The following is a 12,197-nucleotide window of genomic DNA, read 5'->3' as shown; positions in this document are numbered from 1 at the left end:
AAGCATGCTCCTTGGAAATATTAAAAATAATGAGTACTACAATGATTAGACAGGACACTTTAGATTATCAAAAATTATTTTTAGATGATATACCGTTACTGGATGTCAGAGCCCCTGTTGAGTTTGACCGAGGCGCTTTTTCTCATAGCCAGAATATTCCCTTGTTAGATAACCCGCAACGAGAAGCCATTGGTACGTGTTATAAAAACGAGGGGCAAGATACGGCTATTGCTTTAGCTCTAGAGCTAGTCAACCCTGAACTGCGTAAACAAAAATTGGAACAATGGAGGGAATTTGTAAAGTCCCACCCAGACGGTTATTTGTATTGTTTTCGTGGCGGCTTACGTTCACGTACAACTCAGGCTTGGTTGCAAGAACAGAGCATTAACTACCCGCTTATTAAGGGCGGATATAAAGCTATGCGGACTTACTTAATTGAACAATTGGAGCTGAGCGCACAACAACTCCCTTTTGTTATTTTAAGTGGGCTAACAGGATCAGGAAAAACCCATGTATTAAAGAAAACCAATTATTATGTTGATTTGGAGGGGTTGGCTAATCATCGCGGTTCTGCTTTTGGCAGTGATGTGCATGATTTTCAACCTACTCAGATTAATTGGGAAAATGAATTATCTATAGCTTGTCTTAAATATCGGCATCACTTACCCAATGCAGGATTACTATTGGAAGATGAAAGTAAACGCATAGGGCGTTGTATTTTGCCTGACAATTTTCATAAAAAAATGACGCAAGCACCTTATATATTCCTTGAGCGTGCGCTGGAGGAACGTATAGCGATCATTCGGGAAGATTACTTTGCGAATAATTGGCTGCTATATCAGCAGGAATTTCAAGAACTTGCCGAAGAAAAATTTAGTGCTTTTTTGTTTAATTGTTTGCAACGTATCAAAAAACGACTAGGCGGTATCCGTTATCAAAAAATGCATGCTTTATTTACTATAGCTTTAAAGCATTTATTTATCACGGGGCAAAGTCATTTGTTTGACGAAAGTATTGTGTTATTACTTGAGGAGTACTATGACCCTATGTATCAGTATCAGTTAAAAAATAAGCAGAGTAAGGTAATATTTAGCGGGACAGAGTCTGAAATTTTGGCGTGGGTTGATGAGCATTTAAAGAATATGAAACCATGACTATATTTAAGGATTTGGTTTTAGTAGGTGGTGGGCATAGCCATGCACTTGTTTTACGCCAATGGGCTATGAATCCATTGCCAGGTGTACGCATTACCTTAATCAGTCCGCAGATGATGACACCTTATTCAGGGATGTTGCCTGGTTTAATTGCTGGGCATTATAGCTTTGAACAAACGCATATTGATCTGGTGAAATTAGCGCTATGGGCAAATATTCGTTTTATTCAGGATAAAGTGATTGCGATTGATGTTGCAGCGAAAACCCTAACACTCGCAAATCGTCCAGCTATCGAGTTTGATATTGTGTCTATTGATATCGGCTCAACCCCCAATCAACAGATTGAAGGTACGCATGAATATAGTACGCCAGTAAAACCCATTAGCGACTTTTATACACGCTGGAACTTGATTCAAGAGCAAGTTAAACAGCATAAAATAAAATCGCTAGCCGTTGTCGGTGGTGGCGCGGGGAGTGTTGAAGTTATCATGGCTTGCGCTTGTAAGCTGCAAAAAACGGATGCATCGCTACAGTATCATTTGATAACCGGCGCAGAAGATATTTTACCCGGATATAACCGCCAAGTGATTAGTCAGGTAAAAAGGCAATTAAAAAAATATAAAATTACGCTACACACCTCAACGCGGGTTACTAAACTCAGTCAAGGGCTAATTTATTGCCAGCAGGGCGAACCTATTTTATCTGATGAAATTATTTGGTGTACTCAAGCAGCAGGGGCTTCTTGGTTACAAGCAAGTCAGCTAGAATGCGATGATGCAGGTTTTATGAAAGTACGACAAACACTACAATCCTTACAGTATGATGACGTATTTGGCGCAGGTGATATTGTTAATATGGTCGCTAATCCACGCCCAAAAGCAGGTGTTTATGCAGTAAGGCAAGCGCCTGTATTATTTCATAACCTACAGGCTGTATTGTTGAACCAAAAGTTAATAAATTATAAACCGCAGGATGGTTTTTTAAGTTTATTGGCATTAGGTGAAAAGAAAGCAACAGGTTCAAAATATCTAGTAAGCTTTTCTGGTGACTGGGTGTGGCGCTGGAAAGATTCGATTGATCAAAAATTTATGGATAAGTTTCATCAATTACCTTCTTTACCTATGGCTAAAGAAACAAATATAAATTCACAGCTAATTAACAGGGAAGAGCAGTCGGAACAACATAATCCCTTAAAGCGTTGTAGTGGCTGTGGGGCAAAAATAGGTGCTGATGTCTTACAGCAAGTCCTTAATGAGGTCTTAGGTGCAGGACATTATCAGCCGCAAGATGCGGTGCTAATTACGCACCATGCTGAGCTTGTTTATCAAAGTGTCGATGCGCTTAAAACACCCATTCAAGATCCTTGGTTATTTGGTCAAATTGCAGTGAGTCATGCCTTAAGTGATTTGTATGCAATGAATCTCAAGCCAGAATCAGCGCAAGTCTTAATCACCTTACCTTATGCTGGTCAAAAAATACAAAAAAGACAGCTAAAAATGTTAATGCAAGGTATTTTTATACAATTAGAGGCGCTGCAATGTCGTTTTTTAGGGGGGCATACTTCTGAGGCTAGTGAACTTTCGGTGGGTCTAGTTGTTAATGGTATTGCGCAGCAAGTCCCTTTATTTCATAAACAAGGCTTAATGCCGGGGGATAGGTTGGTGTTATCCAAGCCATTAGGAACTGGGGTTATACTGGCTGCGGCCATGCAAGCACAGTGTGATGGCAAGGTTTTTAATCAAGCGATTGATTCCATGTTGCAAGCAAATGATCAGGCGGCCAAATTATTGAGTGAGCTTAATGTTCAAGCCTGTACTGATGTTACAGGCTTTGGTTTACTTGGACATTTATATGAGCTATGTCAGGCGTCAGGTTGTGCTGCAACTTTAGATTTAAGTGCTATTCCAGTACTAGCTGGGGCAGAAGCGCTAGTAGTACAGAATATTAAAAGCAGTCTTTATAATCAAAATCGCCAAGCACTGATGGTGATTGAGTGGGAAGATGCAATAATGCAAAACCCTCGGTTCAAGTTGTTGTTTGATCCGCAAACCTCAGGGGGTTTATTAGCGGGAATACCTGCTGCACGCTATGTCGAACTTGATGAGAGTTTTCATCAGCAGTTTTATACCATTGGCGAAGTGACTGAGTTTGGTTCTACTGTGTCGCAAATTGTATTAGTGTAAGACCTTTAGTGGGAGGGGCTTCCCGCTTTGAAGGCACTCCCTTATCTTAGAACTATTTAATTTATAAAATTATCCATGAAATTGAAAACTATTCTTCTGTCCTTTTGCCTGTCTTTATTAGTAGCAGAATCTAGTCTTGCTGATGAAAAGCAAGGGCTTATCACTATTAAAGTGGATTTAAAAGTTCCAGAAACACCCCAATCAGCAAAAATATGGCTACCTTACCCTGTTTCAGGAGAGTATCAACTTATTGAAAATATAGTAACTAAAGGGAATTTTATAAATTCTGGCGTTTATAAGGAACCTAAAAGCGGAGCTTTATACTTCTTTGCTGAATGGCCGAAAGAAATTCAAGAAAAAAACATGGAGCTTGGCTTTAAAGTCAGCACCCAAGAGCGCCAAACCAGAAAATTAATTGATACCGGCGCGCCAGTTCCGATTGAGATACAAAAATATTTGCAGCCAGATTGGTGGATACCAACCGATGGGCAGGTAGCAGAAATTGCTCAAGGCATACAAAAAGATAAAACAGGCATACTTGAAAAATCCCGTGCTGTTTATGATTGGGTCGTTGAAAATACTTCAAGAGATCCTAATGTAAAAGGCTGCGGTCTTGGTGTTGTCGAAGTGACATTAAGCAAACGCAGTGGCAAGTGTGCAGATATTAGTTCGGTCTATGTCGCTTTAGCCAGAAATGTTGGTGTACCAGCAAGAGAAGTATTTGGTCTTAGATTAGGTAAAAAAGTAGAACAAGATATTACCGGTTGGTATCACTGCTGGGCAGAGTTTTACTTACCCGGAACAGGATGGGTTGCTGTTGATCCCGCTGATGTTAGAAAGAAAATGCTGGTAGATAAACTAGAATTAGCCGATATAAAAGAGCTTAGAGAATACTTTTTTGGTGGTGTTGATGCTTATAGGATGACACTCGAACGTGGCGGTCGAGGTATCACACTAAATCCAACACAAGAATCTAAGCCTATTAATTATTTAATGTACCCCTATGCAGAAGTAGGTGGTAAAGCACTGGATTATTTTGATCCAGAAAGCTTTCGCTATTCGGTGGAGTTTAAGCAGCTTTAGGGTGAAATAGCGTAGCGTTTTCCGCTATGGTAGATTAAATTCAATAATATCCGCAAGCACTGCCAGTCCTTTGAGGACTGGCAGTGCTTCATAATCTAAAGTTTTTGGTTTTATTTATGTGCATTCCTAAGTGCACTCTCTATTTGTATGCCGGAAAACGCTACGCTATTCCAGCCTACGTATACGGCTTACGAGTTAGGCAAGTTGAGCCAAAATTGCGCGGTGGAGATAGGCGTTCCGAACTATTTAAGAAAAAAGGCAATATCAATCGAGTCTGACTCTGACTCTAACTCTAATACTGCTTACTTAAGGAAAATCCATTAATAATCAATGGTCTGAGACTATAAAATGGCGAGTAATAATTAATTTATTTATTTTGATATGGAATAAATAGTCAACAACTTACAGCGAGTAAACCCGTTATTATTTCATTAGGTTAATTGTAAAATGTTGGTTTTAGGCCTTTCAAGATTGCCTTTTTATTTGTATCTTGTTGAATTTGTTGATTAATATACCCTTAATCAAGCAACGTTAGGGGCAGACTCTAATACTGCTTACTTAAGTAAAATCCATTAATAATCAATGATTTGCGACCATCAAATGGCGAGTAATAATTAATTTATTTTGATATGGAATAAATAGTCAACAACTTACAGCGAGTAAGCCCGTTATTATTTCATTAGGTTAATTGTAAAATGTTGATTTTAGTGCCTTTCAAGAAAATTTCAAGATTTCCTTTTTATTTGTATCTTATTGAATTTATTGATTAATATGCCCTTAAGTAAGCGGTATTAGAGTCTGACCCCTTTGGTTACGGTTGATTGATAGAGTGTCGATCGGACCCAGTTCTAATAGAACCCAACGCTGCTGTCAGCATGGGTGTAATGTTCGCCTCTTCAAATCCTACCGAGAAAAAAGATTCTTCTGTCTCACTAATGCGTATCAATAAATATATCTGTGAAAGTGGTATCTGCTCTCGAAGGGCAGCAGATATCTATGTCAAAAAGGGTGTTGTCTTCATTGGTGGCAAACTGGCAATGCTGGGCGATAAAGTATCTTCCGGTGATATGGTCACCGTAAATGGTCGGGCTATTGAACCACTAGCCACTGACAAGGTGATTTTTATAGCGTTGAATAAACCCGTTGGCGTTGTGTGTACCGCCGCTAAAACGGATAAACGCAATATAGTTGATTTCGTTGGCCACGATTCCAGAATATATCCTGTGGGGAGACTAGACAAAGATTCGCAAGGGTTGATATTTCTAACCAATAAATGCGATCTGGTAGATAAAATTCTGGGTGCTAACAACCATCATGAAAAGGAATACCTAGTTACCGTGGATAAAGAAATAACCGACGACTTTATTGCCGGTATTAGCGGTGGAGTTCCCATGTTCGGTATCGTCACAAAAGAATGTAAAGTTGTTAAAGAATCTGAAACTGTTTTCAGAATCACTCTGGTTCAGGGGCTTAACCGACAGATTCGGCGTATGTGTAAACACTATCACTACTCTGTGGAAAAACTTGAACGCGTTCGAATCATGCGTATCAACTTAAACGGCCTATCCGTGGGGCAGTGGCGTAAACTAGCCGAACAAGAGCTGTCTGAATTGATTCAGGCGCTGGAATAGACGACATCATATAGATTACGGGGTGAGTCATTCGGCATGAGAGAACTTAAGTTAAAGATGGTTATTGCCGGAAGGTGGCTTCGTCTTTTCCGGCCTACGACGAAAGACCTTATCCAACGTTCTCTAATAAGCCAAATTGCTTAGAATGGCATTCGGAGCATAAACTAAGAGGACTGTGGAAGAACCCTCAAAAGTGTTCGTTCGAAGTTTGTTTGTTTAAATACCTCATCTTACATGCCCATTAGAGCAGAGTATTTAGCTATGTCGAACTTGATGATAGCTTTCATCAGCAGTTTTATACCATTGGCGAGGTGACTGAGTTTAGTTCTACAGTGTCACAAACTGTATTAGTGTAAGACTTTCAGTGAGTGGAGCCTTTTCTTACGACTTATATAAAGGCGCGGATAAAAGTCCCTCCCACAAACTTTCTGCTATATGTTTTCAATGTCCCTTATTAGTAGGTTGAATTGTAAAATTTATTTCATTAGCTTAAAAGTGATCACTTCAGGTGCTAAACAGACCAGATGGTTACACGCTTGCAGACTTAATTCAACAGGTAGTATGTTTTTTTTGCTACCCGCTATTTTTGTAATCGGTGCTGTTATTTCAATATCTCCTTCATACAAAGCTAACGGTTGTTGACTAAAGCCCAGCTTTTTTTCTATTGCCTTGGGATAAATTATCGGTTGCAGTTGCGAGGTATTAGTATCAGTAAGCTTCAACGTAGTTGGGACTAACTCTTTATCTAAGGGATTATTCGCATTAATATGCCAGCCATCATGTATTTTAATAGCTAACACAAGCTTGTCTTGCTGGCCTTTAGTTTCAATGCGGGCATGAATAGAGACAGCTCCTTTTGCTGCATATTGTTGGGTGCTGGTTTCACCCGCTAATACTTTATTGGCACCTAATAACATATAACTATAAGCGCTAGGATAGGCTGTGATTTGCTCAGAAAAGGTGGATAGCGTTTGTTTAGCTTTAGTTTCGTAGTCAAGACTAGCCTTACGCCGGCTTAGCATTGCCAAGACATTAAGCGCGACAGAATTGCCTGAAGGAATAGCGCCGTCAGAACTTTGTTTTGATCTTGCCATGGTGGAAAGAGTACTCGGTGCGCCCATAAAAAAACCACCATCATCATTATCCCAAAATTGAGTGATCATTGTGTTTGTTAAGGCCTCTGCACGGCTTAAATAGAGTGAATTTTGGGTTGCATCATATAAAGCAATTAAACCTTCTGCAAGATAAGCATAATCTTCTTGGACAGCCTTTATTGATGAGTTACCCTCTAAATGTACTCGCCATAAGTTGTCATCTCTAGTACGATTGCTTTGCCAGAGAAAATTAGCATTTTTCTTGGCAGCATTTAGGTAACGAGGCTCATTTAATAGCTGGCTCGCTTCCACTAAGCTACTTATCATCATGCCATTCCATGCTGTGATAATTTTATCATCTCGAAAAGGTGGAACACGTTGTGCTCGTGCCTTACGTAATGTGTCTAAAATAGCATCTATTTTATTGAGCAAGTCAGCTGTTTCTAGTTGATGATTGTCAGCATAAGTAGCTAAACTTTGTGGTAAATAAAGAATATTTTTACCTTCAAAATTGCCTGTTTTTGTTACACCAAATAAAGAGATGGCTAAACTTGCATCATCAGGCGTTAAAGTGGTTTTAATTTCTGTCGGTGTCCAGATATAAAAACTACCTTCTTTTCCGTCACTATCTGCATCGCTAGCAGAATAAAAACCGCCTTTCTCGGCGGTCATTTCTCGTAGGACATAATCTAATGTTTGCCGAGCTATGCGTGCATAAAATGGATTTTGGGTTAATTCATAGGCTTGTAAATAAACTCTGGACAGGTGAGCTTGGTTGTAGAGCATCTTTTCAAAGTGTGGCACTAACCATTGATTATCAGTGGAATACCGGTGAAAACCACCGCCTACTTGATCATAAATACCCCCTTGTGCCATTGCATTTAGAGTAACCTCTACGGCATGTAATAATGTTTTATTGCCTGTGCGTTTCGTTTGGTCTAATAATAAAAATAATTCTGATTCATTGGGAAATTTCGGTGCGGGTGAAAAGCCACCATGAATAGGGTCAAAGTTCGTTAATATTACTTGCGTTGCTTGCTTGATTAGCAAAGCATTGATCTGAGCACTTTTATTTTTAGCTTTATTTACCTTGGCGACAGCAGCTGCAACTTGCTCTGCTTGCTGTTCAACTTTATCGTGTTGGTTTTGCCATACACCGTGAACATCTATCAGTAATTGCTTAAATTGTTCGGGAGGAATATAGGTTCCACCCCAAAATGTTTTGCCTTCTGGAGTAATAAAACTCGACATAGGCCAACCACCACGGCCTGTCATTAAACTAACGGCAGTCATATAAGTCTCATCAATATCAGGGCGTTGTTCACGATCTACTTTGATATTAATAAAGTATTGGTTCATTAATTTAGCCACAGCGATATTATCAAAGCTCTCATGCTCCATAACATGGCACCAGTGACAAGTGGAATAACCAATCGATAAAAAAATAGGTTTATGTTCACGTTTGGCTGCCGCAAAGGCTTCTGCCCCCCATGCATACCAGTTAACAGGGTTATTAGCATGTTGGAGCAAATAAGGTGAATCTTCTAAAATCAGGCGGTTAGTGTATTGCGGTCGGCCGTCTGCGGTAAGGTGGCTGGTTCGAGGGTGAAAATTAGTTCCTTTTTTGACCAGCGCAGCGGCTAAAGTGACATCAAGTTCTGTTGCATTTATCGTCATCATGCTCCCTAAGAGAGGTACTGAGATTAATAGGGTTTTGAACATTTGTGCCACCGTGTCACTATTTATTGCTATTTTTTATAGTATATCATTGAGTTAATGTTAGCTAGGTTTCAGAGTCTAGGTAACGTAAAAGTTAATACACCTTAAAAGAGTATAAATATCAAGCTGGCTTATCTCTCGGTTCGTTAAGTGGCGTACAAACTGTCCTAGGGGCTTTGCAAGCGTATTTTATGGCTCTGCATTCAATCATAATTGCGTGTAAAGCGTTTATCACCAATAGGGCGCATAAATGTATAGGTAGCGGGTAAAACTACAAATATATCACCAACACGCTCAAAAGCATCATGTGGTGGCGCAATGGAGCTTAATGCTGTAAAGGGTGACACTGCGATAAAGAGTGCAGAACCTGCGATTGTCGTTGCTAAACTGAGCGGGCGAAATAACAATATGTCGATGGGGACAAACATTGGATCGTAACGTGCTTTATCTGCTATGGCGGGAGTTTTCGCATGCAGCGTTGGAATGAATAATAGGCAGGTTAATAGGCTAATCAGTAGGTATTTTTTCATAATAAGCTATTTATTTTATTAATAGTGGAGATAAAAAAAGCGCTAGTTCGTAAGAAGTAGCGCTTTTTTTGTATCTGCAAAAGGAGGCGGGTTAGTGTACGTCCTTCCAGTATTCTTTTTTCAATAAATAGGCAATGACACCAAACATTAAGATAAATAATAAAACATATTTACCCATGCTTCGTCGCTGTACTTGTGCGGGCTCGCCAGCATACACAAGGAAAGCAACAATATCATTAACTGCTTTATCAAATTGCTTGGCTGTCATAGTGCCGGGCTCTGTAATGACGAGACCAGTAATGACTTCACGACCATCAATGGTTTTAATGATCGCTTTTTGTACGCCTTGAAGCTGCCAAAGTGGATTAGGCATAGCAACATCAGGGAAAACAGTGTTATTTACGCCTCTTTGTTTGCTAGTATCTTGGTAAAAACCTTTTAAATAGCTAACTAACCAATCTTCACCTCTTGAGCGAGCAATAAGCGATAAATCAGGCGGTGTAGTACCAAACCACTTTTTAGCATCATGGCCATTCATTGCAGTGAGCATTTTGTCATAAATGCCAGCGCCTTCGGGTGCCACTTTCTTTAAAATTTCTTGTTGATCAATATTGAAATCATCGGCTAGATTGAGGTAACGAATATATTTCGTCGAATGACAACCTAAGCAATATTGCACATATAGGTGTGCGCCATTTTCTAATGATTGGTGGTCAGTTAAGTCAATATCAGCATCTTCTAGCTCTATTCCTGCTGAAGCAAAAGCACCAAGAGGAACCAAGAGTAATAGACAGATTTGGAGTAATTTTTTCATTAGTCTAAACTCGCTTTTAGGTTTTTAGCAGTACGCATCAACACATTAATAATGCCTGATGTGTCAGGTCGTTTACGCATAACAGTTGTCCCATCCTTTTCGATCGGAACTTCTTTAACCATTTCACAAAAAGTTGCTTTCCAGCCAGGAATGCGGTCTTCGATTGTCGGTTGTTCTGTTAATTGTTTCGGTACAGGTTTGGTTTTTTCCCAGCGCGTATAAATAGGCATTAGTAAAAAGAAACCAAAGTACATAGCCGTAAAAATACGTGCCATGATAGTTGCGCCTGCTGTAGGTGCTTGCATACCTAAATAGCCTAAACCTAAAAAGCTAATAACAAACATTAAAAGTGCTTTTTTATAGATACCGCCGCGGTAACGAATTGATTTAACGGGACTACGATCTAACCAAGGTAATAAGAATAAAACGACAATCGCGCCTCCCATAGCGATAACTCCAGCAAACTTATCAGGAATCGCTCTTAAGATTGCATAAAATGGCGTGAAATACCAAACGGGTGCAATATGCTCAGGTGTCGCTAATGGATCTGCAGGAATAAAGTTGGCATGTTCTAGGAAGTAGCCACCCATTTCAGGCATGTAGAATAGTACTGTAGCAAAAAAGAAGATAAAGACAGAAACCCCGACTATATCTTTGACCGTGTAATAGGGGTGAAAGGGAATGCCGTCAACCGGATGTCCCCAAGGGTCTTTTGATGCTTTGATTTCAATGCCATCTGGATTATTGGAGCCCACTTCATGCAAGGCAACAATGTGTAAGAAAACTAACATGAGTAAAATAATGGGAATAGCAATAACGTGGAAGGCAAAGAAACGGTTTAACGTTGCATCGGAAATAACATAATCTCCGCGAACCCATAAGGATAGGTCATCGCCAATAACAGGAATCGCGCTAAATAGCGAGATAATAACCTGCGCGCCCCAGTAAGACATCTGTCCCCAAGGTAGTAAATAGCCCATAAATGCTTCTGCCATTAAGGCAACAAATAAGAGCATACCGAAGATCCAAATGAGCTCTCTAGGTTGCTTGAATGAACCGTAGATAAGTCCTCGGAACATATGTAAATAAACGACTAGAAAGAAGGCGGAAGCACCGGTGGAGTGCATATAGCGCACCAGCCAGCCCCAGGGGACCTCGCGCATAATATATTCGACAGAATCAAAAGCCAAGCCAGCATCAGGCTTATAGTTCATGGTCAGTAAAATACCGGTAACGAACTGGTTAACTAACACAAGTAATGCTAGGGATCCAAAAAAGTACCAGAAGTTAAAGTTTTTTGGCGCGTAATATTGCGCCATGTGGTCATTCCACAGTTTAGTGAGTGGGAAACGGTCAAGAAACCAATTGCCACAATTTTCTAGATGAGTTTTCATGCATCAGCTCCTGATTCATCACCAATTAAAATCCGTGTCTCTGAAAGATAGTGGTGGGGTGGCACATCTAAGTTAGTCGGTGCAGGGACGCCTCTGAATACGCGGCCAGCTAGATCGAAGCCAGAGCCATGACAAGGGCAAAAGAAGCCGCCTTTCCAGTCTTCTCCTAAATCATTCGGTGCGATTTCTGGACGGAAGGTTGGTGAACAGCCCAAGTGAGTACACAGACCAACAGCAATAAAAATTTCAGGTTTAATGGAGCGAAATTCATTATTACTAGATTCAGGTTGGTTGGATTCTAGTGAGTTAGGATCTGCTAGCTTATCGGTCTCGGTTGCCAGAATTTCTAATACTTCAGGTGTTCTGTTAAGAACCCAGACAGGTTTACCTCGCCATGCAGCACGGATAAGTTGTCCAGTTTCCATTTTACTAATATCAATTTCTACAGGTGCTCCAGCCGCTTTTGCCTTGGTGCTAGGTTGCATTTGTGACAGAAAAGGTACTGCAATGTAACCTGTACCAACAGCACCGACGACGGTTAAAGCTGTTGTCAGAAATTGGCGTTTGGATCTATCGACGCCTTGATCGCTCATAT

At 40.2% G+C, this 12,197-nt stretch carries 9 protein-coding genes and 1 pseudogene; 5 read left to right on the top strand and 5 right to left on the bottom strand.

Translation table 11 applies throughout. The features are described from left to right. Window positions 1-41 precede the first annotated feature (41 nt). The 5 genes and pseudogenes from mnmH to rluF all read left to right on the top strand — a co-directional run. Complete coding sequence (gene mnmH, locus BQ7314_RS02755; RefSeq protein WP_245394896.1) at window positions 42-1,154, top strand: tRNA 2-selenouridine(34) synthase MnmH; 1,113 nt, start codon at window positions 42-44, stop codon at window positions 1,152-1,154. Next, window positions 1,151-3,337 carry a selenide, water dikinase SelD gene (gene selD / locus BQ7314_RS02750; protein ID WP_174482177.1) on the top strand — a complete coding sequence of 729 codons (2,187 nt, stop codon included), beginning with the start codon at window positions 1,151-1,153 and terminating at the stop codon, window positions 3,335-3,337. Before mnmH ends, selD begins: the two co-directional genes overlap by 4 nt. Window positions 3,338-3,412: 75 nt before the next feature. Continuing rightward, a complete protein-coding gene (locus tag BQ7314_RS02745; protein WP_174482176.1) occupies window positions 3,413-4,420 on the top strand; it encodes a transglutaminase-like domain-containing protein in 1,008 nt (335 codons plus the stop codon). A 116-nt stretch (window positions 4,421-4,536) separates the two neighbouring features. Next, on the top strand, window positions 4,537-4,698 hold the full coding sequence (locus tag BQ7314_RS02740) for a hypothetical protein (RefSeq protein ID WP_217423819.1): 162 nt from the start codon (window positions 4,537-4,539) through the stop codon (window positions 4,696-4,698). Between the two features lie 657 nt (window positions 4,699-5,355). Then, window positions 5,356-6,048 (top strand): annotated as a pseudogene (gene rluF, locus BQ7314_RS02735) (23S rRNA pseudouridine(2604) synthase RluF); the annotation flags it as partial. 479 nt (window positions 6,049-6,527) lie between these two features. On the opposite strand, the gene BQ7314_RS02730 reads toward rluF, so the two are convergent. The 5 genes from BQ7314_RS02730 to petA form a co-directional block, all read right to left on the bottom strand. Continuing rightward, on the bottom strand, window positions 6,528-8,867 hold the full coding sequence (locus BQ7314_RS02730) for a thioredoxin domain-containing protein (protein WP_217423818.1): 2,340 nt from the start codon (window positions 8,865-8,867) through the stop codon (window positions 6,528-6,530). Between the two features lie 200 nt (window positions 8,868-9,067). Then, entirely contained in the window at window positions 9,068-9,394 is a 327-nt protein-coding gene (locus tag BQ7314_RS02725; protein ID WP_174482173.1) for a hypothetical protein, read from the bottom strand. 91 nt (window positions 9,395-9,485) lie between these two features. Then, window positions 9,486-10,208 (bottom strand): cytochrome c1, encoded by a 723-nt coding sequence (locus BQ7314_RS02720; RefSeq protein WP_174482172.1) that lies wholly within the window; start codon window positions 10,206-10,208, stop codon window positions 9,486-9,488. Then, window positions 10,208-11,602 carry a cytochrome b gene (locus BQ7314_RS02715; protein ID WP_174482171.1) on the bottom strand — a complete coding sequence of 465 codons (1,395 nt, stop codon included), beginning with the start codon at window positions 11,600-11,602 and terminating at the stop codon, window positions 10,208-10,210. The genes BQ7314_RS02720 and BQ7314_RS02715 overlap by 1 nt, the downstream gene beginning before the upstream one ends. Then, window positions 11,599-12,195, bottom strand: a complete 597-nt coding sequence (gene petA, locus BQ7314_RS02710) for a ubiquinol-cytochrome c reductase iron-sulfur subunit (RefSeq protein WP_174482170.1) — start codon at window positions 12,193-12,195, stop codon at window positions 11,599-11,601. Before petA ends, BQ7314_RS02715 begins: the two co-directional genes overlap by 4 nt. Window positions 12,196-12,197 lie beyond the last annotated feature (2 nt).

Source organism: methanotrophic endosymbiont of Bathymodiolus puteoserpentis (Logatchev), assembly GCF_900128525.1.
In the GTDB taxonomy this organism is placed as follows: domain Bacteria; phylum Pseudomonadota; class Gammaproteobacteria; order Methylococcales; family Methylomonadaceae; genus Methyloprofundus.
The sequence above is the reverse complement of the archived record's forward strand: the minus strand, read 5'-3'. Positions and strand labels throughout refer to the sequence as shown.

Coding starts and splice junctions, on each gene's coding strand:
- mnmH (WP_245394896.1), top strand. CDS start 42: ATGATTAGACAGGACACTTTAGATTATCAAAAATTATTTTTAGATGAT.
- BQ7314_RS02720 (WP_174482172.1), bottom strand. CDS start 10,208: ATGAAAAAATTACTCCAAATCTGTCTATTACTCTTGGTTCCTCTTGGT.
- selD (WP_174482177.1), top strand. CDS start 1,151: ATGACTATATTTAAGGATTTGGTTTTAGTAGGTGGTGGGCATAGCCAT.
- BQ7314_RS02715 (WP_174482171.1), bottom strand. CDS start 11,602: ATGAAAACTCATCTAGAAAATTGTGGCAATTGGTTTCTTGACCGTTTC.
- petA (WP_174482170.1), bottom strand. CDS start 12,195: ATGAGCGATCAAGGCGTCGATAGATCCAAACGCCAATTTCTGACAACA.
- BQ7314_RS02740 (WP_217423819.1), top strand. CDS start 4,537: ATGTGCATTCCTAAGTGCACTCTCTATTTGTATGCCGGAAAACGCTAC.
- BQ7314_RS02730 (WP_217423818.1), bottom strand. CDS start 8,867: ATGTTCAAAACCCTATTAATCTCAGTACCTCTCTTAGGGAGCATGATG.
- BQ7314_RS02745 (WP_174482176.1), top strand. CDS start 3,413: ATGAAATTGAAAACTATTCTTCTGTCCTTTTGCCTGTCTTTATTAGTA.
- BQ7314_RS02725 (WP_174482173.1), bottom strand. CDS start 9,394: ATGAAAAAATACCTACTGATTAGCCTATTAACCTGCCTATTATTCATT.